This window comes from Nocardia cerradoensis NBRC 101014, assembly GCF_000308535.1.
GTDB lineage: Bacteria > Actinomycetota > Actinomycetes > Mycobacteriales > Mycobacteriaceae > Nocardia > Nocardia cerradoensis.
In genome coordinates, this window is the sequence record NZ_BAFW01000360.1 from 1 (window position 1) to 18,572 (window position 18,572).

The window sequence follows — 18,572 nt, forward strand, 5'->3', positions numbered from 1 at the left end:
TTCATCCCGCGGGTGATGGTGCGGCAGGGCCGGATGGTCGCCGCCGGTACCGTCTCGCTCACCGTCTACTTCCACGCCGATGCCGCCGCACTCGCCGCCCAGGGCGACCGTCCGCTGCTCGCCACCGCCCGGGGCCAGCATTTCGGCGGCGGCTACTTCGATCAGTCCGCACAACTGTGGGGCGCCGACGGCAGGCCGCTGGCCACCACCCATCAACTGGTGTACTTCAAGGACTGAACCCGGTATCGCGACCGGCCGCAGCGGGTATGCCCGGAACATGCAGTGGTTCACGGCGCCCGACTACTGGTTCGCGCGCGAAGTGTTCCAGCGCGGCCTCGCGGTCGTCTATCTGATCGCGTTCGTGGGCGCCGCGCGGCAGTTCCGGGCACTCATCGGCGCCGGCGGCATGCTGCCGGTGCCCGCGTTCCTGGCTCGCTCCTCGTTCCGGGGTTCGCCGAGCCTGTTCCACCTGCACTATTCGGACCGGTTCTTCGCCGGTGTCGCCTGGGCGGGGGCGGCGCTGGCGGTGGCCCTGGCAGCCGGGGCGGACGATCGAGTGCCGCTGTGGGCGGCGATGCTGCTGTGGCTGGCGGCGTGGGCGCTGTATCTGTCCATCGTCAACGTCGGCCAGGCCTGGTATTCGTTCGGCTGGGAATCGCTGCTGCTGGAGACGGGATTCCTGGCGATCTTTCTCGGCAACGACCACGTCGCGCCACCGATTCTCGTGCTGTGGCTGGCGCGCTGGCTGCTGTTCCGGGTGGAGTTCGGCGCGGGGTTGATCAAACTGCGCGGCGACCCCTGCTGGCGCGACCTGACCTGCCTGTACTACCACCACGAAACCCAGCCCATGCCCGGCCCGCTGAGCTGGCTGTTCCACCACCTGCCCCGACCGCTGCACCGGGTGGAGGTGGCCGCGAACCATATCGCGCAGCTGGTCGTGCCGTTCGCGCTGTTCACTCCGCAGCCGGTCGCGAGCATCGCCGCGACGATCGTCGTGGTCACCCAGCTGTGGCTGGTCCTGTCCGGCAATTTCGCCTGGCTCAACTGGTTGACGATCCTGCTGGCCTGCACCGCGATCGACGCCCGCTGGGCCGCGACCGTCCTGCCGCTGCCCGACCGGCCCGCGTTCACGGACCCGCCGACGTGGTTCGTCGCGGTGGTCGTCGCCTTCACCGCCGCGGTGGTCGTGCTCAGCTATTGGCCGATCCGGAACCTGTTGTCCGGGCATCAGCAGATGAACGCGAGCTTCAATCGGTACCACCTGGTGAACACCTACGGCGCGTTCGGGCGGATCGAGCGCCGGCGCTGGGAACTGGTGGTGGAAGGCACCCGCGACCGGCACATCACCGAGCAAACCCAATGGGAGGAATACGATTTCAAGGGCAAGCCCGGTGATCCGCACCGGCTGCCGCGCCAGTGGGCGCCCTATCATCTGCGCCTGGACTGGCTGATGTGGTTCGCCGCCATCTCCCCGATCTACGCCCGCTCCTGGCTGGGCCCGTTCCTGCGGCGACTGCTGACCAACGACCCCGCCACCCTGCATCTGTTGCGGCACAATCCTTTTCCGGACGCCCCGCCCGCCCATGTGCGAGTCCGGCACTACCTCTACCGATTCAGCACCCGCGAAGAACTTCGCCGCGACCACGTGTGGTGGCACCGCGACGCGGTCGGCGACTACGTCCCGCCGACCGCCCTCGCCTCTCCCCGCATCCGGCACGGCTGATCCGCGCCGGAGCCGGTCAGGCCAGGACCGAGCGCTGGCCGACGCCGACGTATTCGCTGAGCGGGCGGATCAGCGCGTTCGAGGCGCCCTGTTCGATGATGTGGGCGGCCCAGCCGGTGATCCGGCTCATCACGAAGATCGGCGTGAAGGTTTCGATATCGAAGCCGAGCAGGTAATACGCGGGGCCCGTGGGGAAGTCGAGATTCGGCGCGATCCCGGTGGCCTCGGACATCGTGTGTTCGAGTATCTCGTACATGCGCACCCACCGGCCGCCGTCGGTGGCGGCGGCGATATCGAGAAGCGCCCGCTTCATCGTCGGCACCCGGGAATCGCCGTTCTTGTAGACCCGGTGGCCGAAGCCCATCACTTTCTGCTTGTCCGCCAGCTTCTTCCGCAACCATGCCTCGGCTCGCTCGGGCTCGCCGATCTCGAGCATGTCACGCATGACCGCCTCGTTCGCCCCACCGTGCAGCGGTCCCTTCAGCGCGCCGATGGCGGCGGTGACCGCACTGTAGATATCCGACTGCGTCGAGGTCACCACCCGCGCCGCGAACGTGGAGGCGTTGAAACTGTGCTCCGCGTAGAGAATCAGCGAGACTTCGAAGGCCCGCACCAGTTCCGGCGCGGGTACCGTCCCGAAGCACATGTTCAGGAAGTTCTGCGCGTATCCCAGATGCGAATGCGGGGCGATCGGGTCCAGTCCGTGCCGGCGGCGATGGTCGGCGGCCACGATGGTGGGCAGCACCGCCAGCATGCGTAACGCCTTGGCGCGGTTGGCCTTCGGCGAATTGTCGTCCTCGAGCGGGTCCTCGGCCCCGAGGTAGCTGATCGCGGTGCGGACCACATCCATCGGATGGCAGGTGTCGGGCAGTTTCGTCACCAGCGACAGCAGTGAGCGATCGGCTCGCCGCGCCGCGCGTTCCTGCTGGCAGAACCGTTCCAGCTGGGCGTCGTTCGGCAGTTCGCCGTACCACAGCAGGTAGGCGACCTGCTCGAACGTACAGTGTGCCGCCAGATCCTGGACGGCATAGCCCCGGTAGGTCAGCGAATTCGTTTCCGGCACCACCTTGGAAATCGCGGTGGTGTCGACGACGACGCCCGCCAGGCCCTTGTTGATCGCCGGAGTGGCGGCCTTCGTCATCACTGGTTCCTTCCCAGGGTGAATGTGAAGATGTCGGAATCGAATTCGTTGTAGCGCTCGTACTGCAGCAGGTCGTAGAGGCGGCTGCGATGTTGCATCCGATCCAGCAATCCCGCCTGAGTACCGGTCTCGTGAATGGCGCGCAGCCCGGTCTCGGCCGCCCACATCGCCAGGCGCAGAGTGGACACCGGGTAGATCACCGCGTTGTAGCCGATGGATTCCAGTGTCCGCGCCGGCAACAGGTCGGATTTGCCGAACTCGGTCATATTGGCCAGCAGCGGAATCGAGACCGCGGCCCGGAATTTCTCGAAATCGGCTGCGCCGCCGAGTGCTTCGGTGAAGATCAGGTCGGCACCGGCGTCGGCGTAGGCGCGGGCGCGGTCGATCGCCGCGTCGATGCCTTCGATTCCGGCGGCGTCGGTGCGGGCGCAGATCACGAAATTCGGGTCCCGCCGCGCCGAGACGGCCGCGCGCAGGCGACGCACCATCTCGTCGGTGGGCACGACGGCCTTGCCGTCGAGGTGGCCGCAGCGCTTGGGATTCACCTGGTCCTCCAGGTGGCAGCCCGCGAGTCCGGCATCCTCGAGCAGCGTCACGGTGCGGGCGGCGTTCATCGGCTCGCCGAAGCCGGTGTCGGCGTCGATGAGCACCGGCAGATCGGTCATCCGGGCGACCTGTGCGCCGCGGCCCGCGACCTCGGTCAGCGTGGTCAGCCCGATATCGGGCAGCCCCAGTTCCGCCGACACCACCGCACCCGAGACGTAGACCCCTTCGAACCCGATTTCCTGAATCAGCTTGGCCACCAACGGGTTGAAGGCGCCGGGGAACCGCTGGATCGTCGCCGAGGCGAGCCCGGCGCGGAAGGCGACGCGTTTGTCGGCGGCGGAGGTGGCGGCGGCGAGCAATCCGGTCATCGGAACAGTCCCTTCGGCGATTTCGGGGCGCGGCCGAGCACCTCGTCGGACACCGCGAATGTCAGCTGCGCCAGTTCGCCCGGCGCGAGCGAGTCCGCCCGCTGCGCGGCATCGAGGAAGCGGTCCTGTTCGGCCGCGTCGACGACTCCCTCAGCGAGAGTGCGGAATTTGGTGATGTACTGCTCGCGGGCGAACGGCCGCGCACCGAGCGGGTGGGCATCGGCGACCGCGAGTTCGTCGACGATCACCTCACCACTGGTCAGCGTCACCTCGGCGCGGGCGCCGAACGCCTTCTCGGCGGGATCGGTGGCGTGGTAGCGCCGGGTCCATTCCGGGTCCTCGGCGGTGGAGATCTTGTGCCACAGCGCGACCGTGTCCGCCCGGCGGGCCCGCTCGGGTGCGTAGGACCGCTCGTGATGCCAGGTCCCGTCCTGCAGCGCGACCGCGAAGATGTACATGACCGAGTGGTCGAGCGTTTCCCGCGAGGCTTCGGGGTCGAATTTCTGTGGATCGCCGGAGCCGGTGCCGATCACCACGTGGGTGTGGTGGCTGGTGTGCAACACGATCGAGGCCACCCGGTCGAGGTCGCCGATGCGGTCGCGCATGCGCCGGGCCAGATCGATCGGCGCCTGGCTCTGATATTCGGCCGAATGCTCCTTGGTGTAGGAGTCGAGGATCGCTCGTTTGGGCTCGCCCGGACCCGGCAGCGGTACCGAATATTCGGCGTCGGGCCCGGACAGCAACCGGGCGATCACCCCGTCCTCACCCTCCCAGATGGGGGCGGGCGCACCCTCGCCGCGCATGGCCCGGTCGACGGCTTCGACGGCCATCTTTCCCGCGAAGGCCGGCGCGTAGGCCTTCCAGCTGGAGATCTCCCCCTTGCGGGACTGCCGGGTCGCGGTCGTGGTGTGCAACGCCTGACCGATGGCCTGATAGATGGTTTCGGTGTCGAGGCCGAGCGCCGTACCGATGCCGGCGGCGGCCGAGGGGCCCAGATGTGCGACGTGGTCGATCTTGTGTTCGTGCAGGCAGATCGCCCGCACCAGATCGATCTGGATCTCGTAGCCGGTGGCCAGACCGCGGATGAGGTCGCGGCCGCTGCGCCCGGCGTGTTGGGCGGCGGCCAGAATCGGCGGAATGTTGTCGCCCGGATGGGAGTATTCGGCGGCGAGAAACGTGTCGTGGAAGTCGAGTTCGCGCACCGCGACGCCGTTGGCCCAGGCCGCCCATTCCGGCGAATACGTGCCGGGGACGCCGAATACCGAGGAGCCCGGTCGATACGGGTGCGCCAGCGCCTGAGCGCGGGCGCCGGTCACCGGACGCCGGATGATCGATGCGGCGGCGACGGCGGCGTTGTCGATGATCCGATTGACGATCATCTCTTCGGTGTCCGGCGCCACCGCGACCGGATCCGTGGCGACCTCGGCGATCCGCCACGCGAGATGTTCCGTTCGCGGGAACACCTCCGCCGAGCGGTGCGTGCGAACGAGGTGATTCTTCACAGCCGGGACCTCCCGAGTACGTCGTCGAATCGCATGATTCGGACGCTACTCAGGACGGGTACCCGTCGAAATACGTTGCAACTGCCTAGTTCTGCGTAACGGATCCGGCAAAGTTGCGAACCTTGCGGACGGTGCCGTGGTCCGCGGACCGGTTATCGATCGGCGGTCAGACGGTCGAGCAGACAGCTCAGCGCGAAGCGCACCGTCTGCTCGAGGACCTCTTCCGGTTCACCGTCGAATTCGGCCCGGCTCGCGGTGACCGCGGTCTCGGAGGCGGTGGCGAACCACACCGTGCCGGGCGCTTCGCCGTCACTCGGTTCGGGGCCACCGACCCCGGTGACCGCGACCGAATAGCTCGCGCCGAGCAATTTCCGCACATTCGCCGCCAGCGCCTCCGCGGCCGGCCGCGACACCACCGGGACATCGGGCATGTCCAGGACGGAGCGTTTGACCTCCGGACTGTAGGCGACGACCCCGCCGCGGAACCACTGTCCCGCATCCGGTGCCGCGCCGAGGGCGGCGGCGATCTTGCCCGAGGTCAGTGATTCCGCCACCGCGATCGTCGAACCGGCCGCTGCGGCCAGTTCGGCGATCCGCTCGGCGGCATCCTCGGTCATCGCCCCGCCTCCCGGGCGGCCACGGTGTCGTTCATTCCGCTTCCCGTTCCGCGTCGTCGTCTCCGCTTTCGCGGTACGCCTGCAGCGCGGTGTCGAGTTCGCGTTGCAGCCGTTGCACTTCGGCCTCGTCTCCGGCATCGGACGCAGTGGTGATGTCCTGGCGAAGCTGGGCGATGACGTCATGTGAAACCACGAGAACCTCCTCCGGCACGGAACGGGTGAGCGGTCGGATAACTAGCTGCCCTGCTGGTGGGACTGCTGACGGGCCTCGTCGACCTTGGCCTCGGCCCGGGCCCTCTCGGCCTGCGCCTCCTTCTCGGCCGCCTCGCGTTGCGATTCGGCCTTGTCCTGCTGCGCGCGGCCCTCCGATTCGAGGTCGTTGTTGCCGGTGACGATGCCGGCCGCCTCCTTGGCCTTACCCTTCACATCCTCGACGACGCCCTTGATGCCCTCACGCGGGCCACTGTTGTGGTCGGACACGGAGTCCCCTTCCGTCGCAATTTCCTGACATGCAACGCCTACCCAGCGCAGCGGTGCTCAATCGGACGATCGCCCGCTCACGGCGCGGGCCGGGCGCGGCGACCGGCGCAGCGGGGTGGGATGTGCGATCTCCCACCGCTGGTCGGCGTCGAAAAAGTCGCTCAGGCCGGGCGCGGGATCGCGGCCGCGCGACTGTGACGGAGTCGACGCGCTCAGCCCGCCTTGCGCACGAAAGTCGTTTCCGAGTCCACGGCGCCGCCGCTCGAACTCGCGGGCCGGAGCTCGGGAAGCGGGACACCGCGTTCGTCGACGAGCACGGAATGTTCCTCGGCCGGGCCGAACGCATGCCGCTCACCCCACTGCCGTAAGGCCACGACGACGGTGAACAGGTCCCGCCCGGCCGGCGTGAGGGTGTAGATGTGCCGCCGGCCCGACGGACCCGGCGTGCGTTCGAGGATGCCGCGCGCGACCAGTCGCCGGAGTCGGTCGGTGAGGATATTGCGCGCAATTCCGGTGGCCTGCTGGAAATCTCGGAAGGCCCGCGCGCCGTCCATCGCGTCGCGAACGATCAGCAGACTCCACCGATCGCCGACCAGGTCGAGCGTGCGCGCGACCGGACACGCCGGATCGGTCCACGCGGTGTCGGCGAGTACCGGCCGAGTCATCGCACCCTCCTCAACGGTTGCTCATTGAAACCATTGTGGCTTATCGTTCGAACAGTTGCAAAACGCTACTGATTGGGAGACTCGGTGTTCATAGCTTCGGGCCGGCGCCTGCTGTTCGCCACGATCTGCGCGGTGTCGGTCGCGACCGTCTACTCCGCCCAGCCGATACTCACGCAGATCGGCGACGACCTGGGCGTGCCGGCCGGCGACCTGGGATGGATCGTCACGGTCGGGCAACTCGGGTACCTGGCCGGATTGGTCCTCCTCGTTCCCCTGGGCGACACGATGAACCGGCGCACGCTCATCGCCGCGCATCTGCTGATCACCGCGGTGGGGGTCGTGATCGCCGCGACCGCCGCGCGCACGTGGGTGCTGCTCATCGGACTGGCCCTCGCCGGCCTGTTCGCGGTCGTTGTGCAGACGACGGTCGCCTACGCGGCGGCCGTGTCGGCGCCGCGGCAACGCGGACGCACCCTGGGCATGGTGACCTCCGGCGTCGTCGTCGGCATTCTCGGTGCGCGCCTCGTCGCCGGCGTTCTGGCCACCACCTGGGGCTGGCGCAGCGTGTACGCCGCCTGGGCCGTTCTGCTCGTCGCGCTGGCGTGCCTCGTCCTCGTGCTGCTGCCGCCCGACACCCGCACCGGCCGCATCCGCTACCGGCAGGTGCTGCACACCTCGCGCACCCTGTTCGGTGACCGGCTCCTGCTGTCGCGCGGCCTGATCGCCTTCTTCCTGTTCGCCTCGTTCGGCACGCTCTGGAGCGGCCTGGCACTGCCCCTCGCGGCCTCGCCGTGGCATCTCGACACCGCGCGGATCGGTTTGTTCGGGCTCGCCGGGCTGGCGGGCGCCCTGGGCGCGGGCCGGGCCGGACGCTGGGCCGACCGCGGTTTCGCGCACCCGGTCACGGGGGCGGCACTGGTCCTGCTGGCCCTCTCATGGCTTGCCACGGCGCAAGGATCGTGGTCGTTGTGGCTGCTCGTCGCAGGGGTGGTCGTCCTCGATTTCGCCGTCCAGGTCGTGCATGTGAGCAATCAGCATCTGCTCACCGCCGCCCACCCCGACCGGACCAGCGGCATCATCGGCAACTACATGCTCTTCTATTCGGTCGGTTCGGCACTCGGCGCGGCCGCCACGACCGCCGCGTACTCCGCGGCCGGATGGACCGGGTCCAGCATCCTCGGCGCCGCCTTCGCGGTCGGCGGCGTCGTGGTGTGGGCGATCGCGGGGGCTCCCGGAGTGATCAGGAATCGAGAAGCGACCGGCACGCGATCGCCGATAACGTCTTCGACATGAACATCACCACTGCTCAGAGCACCATCGCATCGGTCGTCGTCGAGACCCCGGACCCGGCTGCCGCCGCGGCCTTCTACGAATCCGCGTTCGGTCTCGGCGACCGGCTGCGGGTCCGCGAGTCGGACGCGGAGACCACCGGCTTCCGCGGATACATCCTCTCCCTCGTGGTGTCCCAGCCGAGCACCGTGGACAGCTTCATCGGGTCCGCGGTCGCGGCGGGCGCGACGACGGTGAAGCCGGCCAAGAAGAGTTTCTGGGGCTACGGCGGCGTCGTGCAGGCCCCCGACGGCGCGGTCTGGAAGATCGCGACCTCGGCGAAGAAGGACACCGGACCGGCCACCCGCGAGGTCGACGATTTCGTCCTACTGCTCGGGGTCGACAGCGTGAAGGCGACCAAGCAGTTCTACGTCGAACGCGGCTTGACCGTGGCGAAGAGTTTCGGCGGCAAGTACGCCGAATTCGAGTCGCCGGCCGGGTCGGTCAAGCTCGCGCTCTACGGGCGCAAGGCCGCCGCCAAGGACGCGGGCGTGCCGGCCGAGGGCTCCGGGTCGCATCGGATCGCGATCACCAGCCCCCTCGGTTCCTTCACTGATCCCGACGGATTCGTGTGGGAGATCGAGTCCTGACCCGGGTGGCGCTGCCGGAATCAGGCCGCCCGCAACGGAACTCGGAAGGATTTGCGCAGCGACGACGGGCCGACCAGGGGGAGCAGCGCGGCGAGGAGCTTCCCCTTGAAGGCCCGCGGCGTCCGAATCAGTTCGACGTCGACGCGGCTGCCCTCCGGGGCGGGTGTGGCCCGGAAGACCCAGCCACCACCGGCGCCGAACAACTTGGAATCCCGGGTGGTGACGGTGACCGTGTCACCCGCCGGATCCCACTCGTAGCGGGCGCGCTCCCAGGCGGCCGCCGTACCTTCGGTCACCTCGGCCCAGCCCTCGCCCTGCTCGTGCACGACGAAGTGCTCGGCATCGATCGTGGGCCACACCTGTGCGCGGGACGGGCCGAAATCGGTGAGGACCTGCGCCACCTCGGCGGGGGTCAGGGTGGAGACGAGCTGAAAACGGACGGTGGTCATGGGGAACTCCTCGAAACCGGTAGGGCCATCGGCCGCGGGGAGCAGCCGACGGATGTCCTCGTCCGGTGCGTGGTTCGCGCTCGGGGACACTTGTCGAGCATGGCCGCCGCCGGGGTTCCGGCGAATCCGTCGGATGACGCTGCGGTGACGTAATCCGCCGTGGGACCGTCGGTTCTACCCGCGATCGGGCGTGCTCGCGTGCTCCGCCGCCAGCACCTCGACCAGCTGGTGCGCGAACTCCACCGCCTCGGTCCGGATACCGTTGTGCGCGCCGGGGAACTCGACCACCGCCGATCCGAGCCGGGCCCCGATCTCGACGGCCGGGCGAGAGGGCAGGCATCCGCGCGTCTCCCGGCCGACCGCGAGCACCAGGCGATCGGAGACGACCTCCAGCGCACGGTAATCCGGTGTGTACGAGGTGAATTCGCGCAACTCGTGCTCGATCATGAGCGGACCGTTGTCCGCGAGCCGGGCCCACATCCGCGCGGCACGCTCCGACAACTGCGACACCTCCGGAGCCGGCTTCATCGCGGGACCGATACCCGCCAGGAATCTCGCCCCGGCCGCGGCGAGCCCGTCGGTGTGCAGCAGGTCGTACACCTGCGCGACCATCGCGAGGTGCTCGCCCGCATCCGGCAGAACGGCGAAGCAGGGCGGTTCGTGCGCGATCAGCCGACGCACGCGGCCGGCATGGCGCGCGAGCAGATCCAGTCCGACGATCGCGCCGTTGCTCGTCCCGAAGACGAACGCCGGCTCGTCGGTCAGATGTGCGAGCAACCGGGCCACGTCGTCGGCCTGCACCGCCACCTGCTGCGGTTCGGGCCCACTGTCGAGAACGCTGCGCGAATATCCGCGCGGATCGAGCGCCACGACGGTGAAGTGATGCTGCAGGATTTCTGCCATCTCGTCGAAGACGCCCGCGTCACCGCCGCCACCGGGAATCGCCAGCAGTAGTGGCCCGTCGCCGCGCATTTCGTAGTACAGGGTGGCGCCGGGTACCGCCAGAGTGCCGGATCTCATTGCGCTGCTTTCTCTTCGGTGGGGGTCGGCCACTGCGTCAGGGTGCGGTGCAGGGCGTCGAGAATGTGGTGCCAGCTGGCCTCGGCCGGCCTGGAGTGGGCGAATCCGCCCGCCGCCTCCAGGGTGGCGAAACCGTGAAATGTGCTGCGCAGCAGGCGTCCCGCGTCGGTGAACGCGGGTTCACTCAACCCGTAGCCGCGCAAGAGCGCCGCGGTGAGCTCGATTCCGCGCAGCAGGGCCGGCTCTCCGGCAACTTCGTCGGGATCCAGGCGGATCTGCGTTGCGGCGTACCGGCCCGGATGGTCGAGGGCATAGGAGCGATACGCATCGGCGAAGGCGAACAACGCGTCGCGTCCGGATCGTCCCGCCACCGCCGCGCCGATCCGCTCGTTCATCTGCGCCCCCGCCAGCAATCCCACCTGCACCTGCAGATCCCGCAGGTTGCGCACGTGGGTGTAGAGGCTGGGATCCTTCACCCCGAACCGGCGGGCCACCGCGGACAGGGTGACATGGGCGAATCCGACCTCATCGGCCAATTCCGCTGCGGCACGGGCGATTCGCTCTCGGGACAACCCGGCACGGGGCGACATGCACGACTCCTGACCTAATATCCTTAGGAAGGATCCTAAGGGCATTAGGCCGCCGCGGCCAGCGATATTCCGCGCGGGATACGAGCCGGGCCGCCCGGCGACCTCACGAAGACCGGAGAGGTCGCCGGGCGGGGGTGTTCACCGGCAGCAGTTGGGGTCCAGCACCACGCACAACGCCGCCAGCGCATCACGCTTGGCGCGGTGGACGACAGTCATGCCGACACGTCCGGATTCGACCAGCCCGGCCTTACGGAGCTGACCGAGATGATGACTGACGGTCGATTCCGTCAGCCCCACCGCGGCGGCGAGGTCCCCACCGTTCTCGCCGGAATCCGGACTCGCCAGCAGCAGCGACATCAGCTTCACCCGCACCGGATCGGCGAGCGCTTTGAGCCGCAGCGCCACCTCCAGGGCCGCGACATCGTCGACCGGCCCGGCCGCCACCGGCGCGCAGCACACCGGAGCGGACATATCGATCACGGGAAGCGCTTTGGGCATGAAACCATGCTACCGACGGGATTGACATATGTCGAAAAGGTGGAGCAGACTCGGAACCGCCAACCTTTTCGACATATATCGGATACTGGAGGTTCTCATGTCCCGCATACAGCTCGCCCTCAACGTCGACGACCTCGATCGAGCGGTCGCGTTCTACTCCACGCTGTTCGACACCGAACCGGCCAAACGCGAGCCCGGCTACGCCAATTTCGCCGTCGAGCAGCCGCCGTTGAAGCTGGTACTGCTGGAGAACACCGGCGCCGGCGGGACGATCAACCACCTCGGCGTCGAGGTCGAGACGTCCGAACAGGTCCACGACGAAATCGCGCGACTGTCACAGGCCGGATTGTTCACCGCGGAGCAGATCGGCACGACCTGCTGTTTCGCCCGGCAGGACAAAGTGTGGGTCACCGGACCGCACGGTGAGAAGTGGGAGGTCTACACCGTGCTCGCCGACACCGAAACATTCGGCGACGCACCGGAATTCGCCGATGACACCACAGCCGTGCAGGCGTGCTGCGGTACCGCGGATGCGGCCGGCGAGAGCGCCCGCTGCGCCACCGACGCCGGACGGGACGCCCTCGCCGGCGGCGCCACCTGCTGCAGCTGACCGCCACCCCATGGGCGCGCTTGTTCACCGAGGCTTCGTTTGCCCCTCTATATCGATGTCTGTCAATATCGATGGATGTCTAATCAGGAGTTGCCTTCGGCGGCCATGGCCGGGTGTGTGACCACGCCGCGGGTGCGACCGGTCGTGGGCGCCGAGGCGGCCCACGACCTCGCGGCGATGTTCAAGGCCCTCGGCGATCCCGTCCGGCTACGGGTGCTGTCGGCCATCGCGGCGCGCGCCGGTGGCGAAGCCTGTGTCTGCGATATCTCCGACGGGCTCGACGTCACCCAGCCGACCATCTCCCACCATCTGAAGGTGTTGCGGGAGGCCGGGTTGGTCACCGGTGAGCGCCGCGCCTCCTGGGTGTACTACCGGGTGATTCCCGAAGCGCTGCAGCGTCTTTCGGATCTGCTAGCCGATCAGGCCGGGCTGGGGGTGCACACGTGAGCACCACCGGCGACACCGCGGTCGCCGGCAGACTGTCCACTCTCGACCGCTTCCTGCCGGTCTGGATCGGCGTGGCCATGGGCGCGGGTCTGCTGCTCGGGCGACTCGTCCCCGAATTGGGCGACATCCTGTCGGCGGTGCAGGTCGACGGCATCTCGCTGCCCATCGCCCTCGGCCTGCTGATCATGATGTATCCGGTGCTGGCGAAGGTCCGCTACGACCGGCTGGACACCGTCACCGGCGACCGGCGTCTGCTGCTCGCCTCGCTGGTGCTGAACTGGGTCGCCGGGCCCGCGCTGATGTTCGCCCTCGCGTGGCTGCTGCTACCGGATCTGCCCGCATACCGGACCGGTCTGATCATCGTCGGCCTCGCCAGATGTATTGCGATGGTGATCATCTGGAACGATCTGGCCTGCGGAGACCGCGAAGCGGCCGCCGTCCTGGTGGCATCGAATTCGATCTTCCAGGTCGTCATGTTCGCCGTACTCGGCTGGTTCTATCTCTCGGTTCTGCCCGGATGGCTCGGACTCGAACGAACCACGATCGACACCTCGCCGTGGCAGATCGCGAAATCGGTGCTGATCTTCCTCGGCATCCCGCTGGTCGCGGGCTTTCTCACGCGGCAGCTGGGCGAGCGGGCCCGCGGCCGGCAGTGGTACGAGGGGCGGCTGCTGCCGCGGATCGGGCCGTGGGCGCTGTACGGGCTGCTGTTCACGATCGTGATCCTGTTCGCCCTGCAGGGCAACCACATCACCGCCCGCCCCTGGGACGTCGCACGCATCGCGATACCACTGCTGGCCTACTTCGCGATCATGTGGGGTGGAGGCTACCTCTACGGGTGGGCTGCCGGCCTCGGCTACGCACGCACCACCACCCTCGCCTTCACCGCCGCGGGCAACAACTTCGAACTCGCCATCGCGGTCGCGATCGCCACCTACGGCGCCGCCTCCGGACAGGCCCTCGCCGGCGTCGTCGGCCCGCTGATCGAAGTCCCGGTCCTCGTGGGCCTCGTCTACGTGTCCCTCGCCCTGCGCAACCGGTTCCCGGCCACCCCCGATATCCCGATCAGCGCCGATGTTCCGGCACCGGCGAAAGGCTCAGCCCAACAATGAAACCCAGCGTCCTGTTCGTCTGCGTGCACAATGCCGGACGATCCCAGATGGCCCAGGGCTTTCTCACCCACCTCGCGGGTGACCGCATCGACGTCCGCTCCGCCGGCACCGAACCCGCCGACCGCATCAACCCGGTAGCCGCGGAGGCCATGCGCGAAGCCGGCATCGACATCACCACCGGCACCCCGGCCGTGCTGACGCCCGGCGCCGTCCGCCTCAGCGACATCGTCATCACCATGGGCTGCGGCGACACCTGCCCGTACTTCCCCGGCGTCGACTACCGCGACTGGCAACTGGACGACCCGGCCGGGCGCGACATCGACGCCGTGCGGCGGATCCGCGACGACATCCGTTCTCGCATAGAAGATCTCATCGCCGAAATCCTGCCGCCGACGTCGTGAATCCGGGCCTCGCGGCCGGGACGCTCATGGTGTCAGCGATTGCGTGCCCAGCACGACCGCCAGGTCGAGCCGGGCGGCGTCCTCGGTGCCGGGCTCGGCGGTGTAGACCGAAATCCGCAGATCGTCGAGAGTGACGAGCAGGGTGTCGCAGTCGAGGGTGATCAGGCCGACCGCCGGGTGGTCGATCGTCTTGCGCCGTGACGGATCCGGCGCGGGCGGTGGCGTCTCGGCGTTCCAGAGGCCGGTGAAGCGCGCGCCCGCGGAACCGAGGTCGGCGATCAGGCGGCGCAGCGCGCGGTCGGCGGGATAGCGCGAGGCGGTCAAGCGCAGATCGGCCACCAGCCTGGCCTCGTGTTCGGCCTGCTCCCGCTCGGAGTGCACGACCCGGGTCGGCATACGAGTGATGTTGCGCCACACGGCATTACGCTCCAGACCGCGCCAGGAGGTGGTGTCGCCCATCAGCGCGTTGTAGGGCGCGTTGGCCAGAACGAGCGTCCAGCTCGCGTCGTAGACGACCACCGGTGTGTGCGACAACCGGTCGAGCACCCGGTGCACACTCGCGGTGACGCGCGAGGGCACCACATCCGGGCCGGGGGCGGCGTGCCCGGCCAGCCGGTAGAGCAGATCGCGGTCGGTGTCCGACAACCGCAGGGCGCGGGCCAGCGCCTCCACCACCTGCGCCGACGGCGCGGTCGCGCGCCCCTGTTCGAGGCGGGTGAGGTAATCGGCGGAGATGCCCGCGAGCGCGGCCAACTCCTCCCGGCGCAATCCGGCGGCCCGGCGGCGAGAACCCACCGGCACACCGACGGCCTCGGGCGCCACCCGATCGCGCCACCGGCGCACCGTCCGGCCGAATTCCCACGTTTCCACGCACTCCAGTCTGCGCGAACGACCGCCGGTGTGTCCTGGCCCTGACAGTCCTACGACAACCGGACGACTGCCTACGGTCCGGCCCGGCTCGCAGGCTGGGGACATGACCGAAACCGGAACTGTTCTCATCACCGGCCCGACCCGCAATCTGGGCCACGCCACCGCACTGGCCCTGGCCGCCCGCCCGGAGGGGCAGCGCCCCGATCTCCTCCTGCTCGGCCGCGCCGGGCGGGATCTCACCGAGGTAGCCGAGGAGGCCCGCGCGCGGGGTGCCCGCGTCCGCGAAATCGGTTGCGACCTGGCCGATCTGGCCGATGTGCGCGCCGCCGCAACCACCGTGCGCGAACTCCTCACCGCCGGTGCCGTGCGACCGCTGCACGCGCTGATCGCCAATGCCGGCACCATGTCCGCCGACACCCGGCAGGCCACACGCGACGGTTACGAGACGACCTTCGCCGTCAACTACCTGGCCCACGCCCAGCTCATCGGCGACCTTCTCGACGCGTTCACCGCCCCGGCGCGGGTGGTGCTGCTCGGGTCGAACACCTATCACGCCAACTTCTGGCGCAGAATCCTCAATGTCGCCGAGGCCGACTGGGCAGATCCCCTCGACCTCGCTCGCCCGGCCATCGGCGCCCACGCCCCCGGCATGACCGCCTCCGGTGTCGCCTATTCCAATGCCAAGCTGGCGATCCTCTACTACGCCCACGAACTCCAGCGCCACGCCGGCCCCGGAATCAACGTGTCGGTCTTCGAACCGGGATGGATGCCCGGTACCGCGCTCGGCCGCGGCGCCCCCGCCCCGGTGCAAGCGATCGGCCGCGTTCTGGGCCGCATCCCCGGCGTATCGACACCGCAACGCTCGGGACCACTCCTGGCCTCGGTCGCCCTCGACGACACCTGGGCACACCTGCGCGACGGCGCGTTCGTGGTGAAGACCCGGCTCACCGAGGTGCAGCCCGTCGCCCACGATCGCGACCGCGAGCGCCGCCTGTGGGAGGCCACCGCCGAACTGCTGGAGCGGGTACGGGCATAACGCTCGCCGCGATGTCCGATCGGAGGGCCTCGACCGCCCCGCCGCCGGACCGCACGGACGCGCCGCCGGCAAGAACCTCAGCGCGCGAAGTACGAGAGTCCTCCGCCCGGAATCCACGTCGGGTGGCGGGAAATGCGTGGTGACAGGGGTTTCGCGGCGGATTCGCGCGGGTGCGGCGCGGGGTACCTGCCGGGCTGCACCCGGTGGGTAGGTTGGCGGTCATGCGTACCGACGAGGATTCCTGGGATATCAACACCGGTGTCGGATCCACGGCCTTGTTCGTCGCGGCAGCTCGCGCGCTGGGCGGACGCGCGGGCGACGCCCCGGCTCGGGACCCGCTCGCCGAGCTGTTCGTCTCCGCCGCGGGCGGCGAATGGGCGGATCTGCTGGCCGGACGGCTGCCTGAACATCCTTTGCTGACAGCCGATTTCGGCATCCCGTTCCAGCAGCACCAACTGTTCCGGACCCGGTATTTCGACGACTATCTGGATGCCGCCGTCGCATCGGGAATCCGGCAGGTGGTCGTGCTGGCGGCGGGCCTGGACGCGCGGGCCTATCGACTGCCGTCGCTGGCGGGCTGCACCGTCTACGAACTGGATCGGCCACCGGTCCTCGCCTACAAGCGCGAGACCCTCGCGCGGGCCGGGCGCGAACCGATCGCGGATCGCCGGGAGGTCGCGGTCGATCTGCGGGGCGACTGGCCGAAAGCCTTGCGCGACAGCGGCTTCGATGCCGATCGGCCGACCGCGTGGCTGATCGAGGGGCTGCTCATCTACCTGACACCCGCGGCCCAGGACCAGCTGTTCGACACCGTCCACTCGCTCAGCGCACCCGGCAGCCGAGCCGCCGTCGAACAGATGGATCCCCTGCCCGCCGAGGCGGCCGAAGCCCTGGCAGCCGACGGAGAATCCGGCTCGGAGTGGGTGAAGCTGATCTACAACGAGCCGCGCAGCGATACCACCGCCTGGTTCACCGACCATGGATGGACCGGCGAACGCATCTACCTTCCCGACTACATCCGCAGCCTCGGCGATACCCCCGAGGGCCCCGAGGGACGTCAGCAGTCACTGATCAGTCTGGTGACCGTCACCCGCCCGTAATGCGGGTGCGCGACAACAACATGGCTCGGCGGACAACGGGATACGTTGCCCGCCAAGCCATTTCGCTGCCTTTCTACCCCCGGTAGCCGCTCAGCTTGTACACCGTGGCGTTGCCGATGCGCTGGGCGGGGAAGGTAGCGGTGACCCACGTGGTGATGTCGGCGTGCTGATTGCGACCGCCCGGCCCGCCGGCATTCCCGGTGGTATCCGGCTGCGGCTGCCCCGGCACGCTTCCGGCTGCCGCCTGCTCCCGGCCCGGCGTCGCAGTCTCGGCACGGCCGGTCGTGCCCGGATTCCGGTTTCCGGTCACGGCCTGTTCGCGCGCATCCGCCGGACCTTGATTGCGACCGTCGGCCTGCACGACGTAGTAGGCGATCTTCCCGGCCTTCACGTCGGCCTGGAACTGTGCCAGCGTCGGCACCGGGTCGCTGCCGGAGAACCCACCGATCGCCATCACCGGCCTGTCGCTGTCCAATTCGAGTGCGGCGGCCGCGGACGATCCGTTGGTCGCCGCCGCCCAGGTCGCAGTGGTCGCCCGCAGCACCGCCGAGAGCTGCGGATCCGGACGGGTCTGGCCGAAGCCGCCGCGCCCGCTCGCCTGCGCCGGGCCGACCGTCGGCCCACCACCGGAGTGCGCGGTCGCGACGGTCGCGAACGAGTAGGCCGCACTGCCCGCCAGGCCGCCGATCAGTCCGGCTGTCAGGACGACGGCAGCGAGGCGACGATGCGCCGCATAGGTCCAGGGCACCGCCGGCAGCACCGCGGCGATCAGCGTCACCACCAGAATCGTCCAGCGCAGCTCCGGATACCAGCCGCTGTTGCGGTGCAGCAGAACGACACTCCATACGCCCGTCACCACGAGCAGTGCGGCCGTGCCGAATCGGCCGAACGCGGTGTGGCGCCGGTTCCACAGTTCGGCGATACCGATGGCGAACATTCCGGCGACCGCGGGGGCGATCGAGAGGCAGTAGTACGGATGCACCATGCCGTTCATGTAGCTGAGCACACCGCCGTCGATCACGATCCAGCCGCCGAAAACGATGGCGGCCGCACGCATCCGGTCGGTGCGCGGCGCGCGACCGCGCGAGACGAGCACCAGCACCAACGCCAGCAGCGCGGCCGGCAGCAACCAGCCGATCTCGAACCCGAATTCACCGGTGAACAGCCGCTGCACACCGTGCACCTGCCCGCCGAAGCCACCGAATCCGTTGTGCGCCCCCGAGGGCGGGGCGGCATGGGCCGCCGTCGCGGGATCGTGGGCCGGGGCTGCCCCGCCACCGTGATTGCGGCCGAGCACGCGGGCGAAACCGTTGTATCCGAGCACCAGATTCATGAAGTTGTCGTCGGTCGACCCGGCCAGGTACGGCCGGGTCGAGGCCGGCCACCACAGCGTGAGCAGCACATACCAGCCGCTGGACACCAGCAGCGCGACGAGTCCGCCGAGCAGTTGCAGCAGGCGTTTGCGCAGCGATGCCGGA

Annotated in this window: 22 protein-coding genes and 1 pseudogene; 10 read left to right on the forward strand and 13 right to left on the reverse strand. The window is 69.0% G+C overall.

What is annotated here, in order from left to right:
- Both ON23_RS30550 and ON23_RS30555 read left to right on the forward strand, forming a co-directional pair.
- Positions 1-237: pseudogene (locus ON23_RS30550) on the forward strand (thioesterase family protein); the annotation flags it as partial.
- 40 nt (positions 238-277) lie between these two features.
- Positions 278-1,723, forward strand: a complete 1,446-nt coding sequence (locus ON23_RS30555; RefSeq protein ID WP_039782653.1) for a lipase maturation factor family protein — start codon at positions 278-280, stop codon at positions 1,721-1,723.
- A gap of 16 nt (positions 1,724-1,739) precedes the next feature.
- Here the strand turns inward: ON23_RS30555 and ON23_RS30560 are convergent, their stop codons facing one another.
- The 7 genes from ON23_RS30560 to ON23_RS30590 all read right to left on the reverse strand — a co-directional run bounded on the left by ON23_RS30560 (position 1,740) and on the right by ON23_RS30590 (position 7,042).
- Positions 1,740-2,864, reverse strand: coding sequence for a bifunctional 2-methylcitrate synthase/citrate synthase (locus ON23_RS30560; RefSeq protein ID WP_039782654.1), 1,125 nt, complete (start codon positions 2,862-2,864; stop codon positions 1,740-1,742).
- Positions 2,864-3,778, reverse strand: coding sequence for a methylisocitrate lyase (prpB, locus tag ON23_RS30565; RefSeq protein WP_039782655.1), 915 nt, complete (start codon positions 3,776-3,778; stop codon positions 2,864-2,866). Before prpB ends, ON23_RS30560 begins: the two co-directional genes overlap by 1 nt.
- Positions 3,775-5,280 (reverse strand): 2-methylcitrate dehydratase PrpD, encoded by a 1,506-nt coding sequence (prpD, locus tag ON23_RS30570; RefSeq protein ID WP_039782657.1) that lies wholly within the window; start codon positions 5,278-5,280, stop codon positions 3,775-3,777. Before prpD ends, prpB begins: the two co-directional genes overlap by 4 nt.
- Before the next feature lie 152 nt (positions 5,281-5,432).
- On the reverse strand, positions 5,433-5,897 hold the full coding sequence (locus ON23_RS30575; RefSeq protein WP_039782659.1) for a CinA family protein: 465 nt from the start codon (positions 5,895-5,897) through the stop codon (positions 5,433-5,435).
- Positions 5,898-5,928: 31 nt separating this feature from the next.
- Positions 5,929-6,090: a hypothetical protein gene (locus ON23_RS30580; protein ID WP_157170338.1), complete on the reverse strand. Its 162-nt coding sequence runs from the start codon at positions 6,088-6,090 to the stop codon at positions 5,929-5,931.
- A 41-nt stretch (positions 6,091-6,131) separates the two neighbouring features.
- The gene (mbp1, locus tag ON23_RS30585) at positions 6,132-6,377 is read right to left on the reverse strand and encodes a microaggregate-binding protein 1 (RefSeq protein WP_036510789.1); all 246 of its coding nucleotides are present in this window, start codon (positions 6,375-6,377) and stop codon (positions 6,132-6,134) included.
- Between the two features lie 212 nt (positions 6,378-6,589).
- On the reverse strand, positions 6,590-7,042 hold the full coding sequence (locus ON23_RS30590) for a winged helix-turn-helix transcriptional regulator (RefSeq protein ID WP_039782661.1): 453 nt from the start codon (positions 7,040-7,042) through the stop codon (positions 6,590-6,592).
- Positions 7,043-7,126: 84 nt separating this feature from the next.
- On the opposite strand from ON23_RS30590, the gene ON23_RS30595 reads away from it, so the two are divergent.
- Both ON23_RS30595 and ON23_RS30600 read left to right on the forward strand, forming a co-directional pair.
- Positions 7,127-8,335: an MFS transporter gene (locus ON23_RS30595; protein ID WP_051043584.1), complete on the forward strand. Its 1,209-nt coding sequence runs from the start codon at positions 7,127-7,129 to the stop codon at positions 8,333-8,335.
- On the forward strand, positions 8,332-8,961 hold the full coding sequence (locus ON23_RS30600) for a VOC family protein (RefSeq protein ID WP_039782662.1): 630 nt from the start codon (positions 8,332-8,334) through the stop codon (positions 8,959-8,961). Before ON23_RS30595 ends, ON23_RS30600 begins: the two co-directional genes overlap by 4 nt.
- Before the next feature lie 20 nt (positions 8,962-8,981).
- On the opposite strand, the gene ON23_RS30605 is transcribed toward ON23_RS30600, so the two are convergent.
- From ON23_RS30605 to ON23_RS30620, 4 genes are all read right to left on the reverse strand, one after another.
- Positions 8,982-9,410 (reverse strand): hypothetical protein, encoded by a 429-nt coding sequence (locus ON23_RS30605; RefSeq protein WP_039782663.1) that lies wholly within the window; start codon positions 9,408-9,410, stop codon positions 8,982-8,984.
- 174 nt (positions 9,411-9,584) lie between these two features.
- On the reverse strand, positions 9,585-10,430 hold the full coding sequence (locus ON23_RS30610) for an alpha/beta fold hydrolase (RefSeq protein WP_039782664.1): 846 nt from the start codon (positions 10,428-10,430) through the stop codon (positions 9,585-9,587).
- Positions 10,427-11,020, reverse strand: a complete 594-nt coding sequence (locus ON23_RS30615) for a TetR/AcrR family transcriptional regulator (protein WP_039782665.1) — start codon at positions 11,018-11,020, stop codon at positions 10,427-10,429. The genes ON23_RS30610 and ON23_RS30615 overlap by 4 nt, the downstream gene beginning before the upstream one ends.
- Positions 11,021-11,158: 138 nt before the next feature.
- Positions 11,159-11,518 (reverse strand): Rv2640c family ArsR-like transcriptional regulator, encoded by a 360-nt coding sequence (locus ON23_RS30620; RefSeq protein ID WP_039782666.1) that lies wholly within the window; start codon positions 11,516-11,518, stop codon positions 11,159-11,161.
- A gap of 97 nt (positions 11,519-11,615) precedes the next feature.
- Between ON23_RS30620 and ON23_RS30625 the strand changes: the two genes are divergently transcribed.
- The 4 genes from ON23_RS30625 (at position 11,616) to ON23_RS30640 (ending at position 14,088) form a co-directional block, all read left to right on the forward strand.
- A complete protein-coding gene (locus tag ON23_RS30625; RefSeq protein WP_039782667.1) occupies positions 11,616-12,128 on the forward strand; it encodes an ArsI/CadI family heavy metal resistance metalloenzyme in 513 nt (170 codons plus the stop codon).
- Between the two features lie 75 nt (positions 12,129-12,203).
- The gene (locus tag ON23_RS30630; protein WP_039782668.1) at positions 12,204-12,575 is read left to right on the forward strand and encodes an ArsR/SmtB family transcription factor; all 372 of its coding nucleotides are present in this window, start codon (positions 12,204-12,206) and stop codon (positions 12,573-12,575) included.
- Positions 12,572-13,687 (forward strand): ACR3 family arsenite efflux transporter, encoded by a 1,116-nt coding sequence (gene arsB / locus ON23_RS30635; protein ID WP_039782669.1) that lies wholly within the window; start codon positions 12,572-12,574, stop codon positions 13,685-13,687. Before ON23_RS30630 ends, arsB begins: the two co-directional genes overlap by 4 nt.
- Complete coding sequence (locus ON23_RS30640) at positions 13,684-14,088, forward strand: arsenate reductase ArsC (protein WP_039782670.1); 405 nt, start codon at positions 13,684-13,686, stop codon at positions 14,086-14,088. The genes arsB and ON23_RS30640 overlap by 4 nt, the downstream gene beginning before the upstream one ends.
- Before the next feature lie 24 nt (positions 14,089-14,112).
- Here ON23_RS30640 and ON23_RS30645 read toward each other — a convergent pair whose 3' ends face one another.
- Positions 14,113-14,958, reverse strand: a complete 846-nt coding sequence (locus ON23_RS30645) for a helix-turn-helix transcriptional regulator (RefSeq protein WP_039782671.1) — start codon at positions 14,956-14,958, stop codon at positions 14,113-14,115.
- Positions 14,959-15,061: 103 nt separating this feature from the next.
- Here ON23_RS30645 and ON23_RS30650 point away from each other — a divergent pair, with 103 nt between their 5' ends.
- Positions 15,062-15,994, forward strand: coding sequence for an SDR family NAD(P)-dependent oxidoreductase (locus tag ON23_RS30650; protein ID WP_039782672.1), 933 nt, complete (start codon positions 15,062-15,064; stop codon positions 15,992-15,994).
- Positions 15,995-16,215: 221 nt separating this feature from the next.
- Entirely contained in the window at positions 16,216-17,094 is an 879-nt protein-coding gene (locus ON23_RS30655; RefSeq protein ID WP_039782673.1) for an SAM-dependent methyltransferase, read from the forward strand.
- 73 nt (positions 17,095-17,167) lie between these two features.
- Here the strand turns inward: ON23_RS30655 and ON23_RS30660 are convergent.
- On the reverse strand, positions 17,168-18,572 hold a 1,405-nt coding region (locus ON23_RS30660; protein ID WP_039782675.1), incomplete at its 5' end, for a mannosyltransferase YkcB-related protein.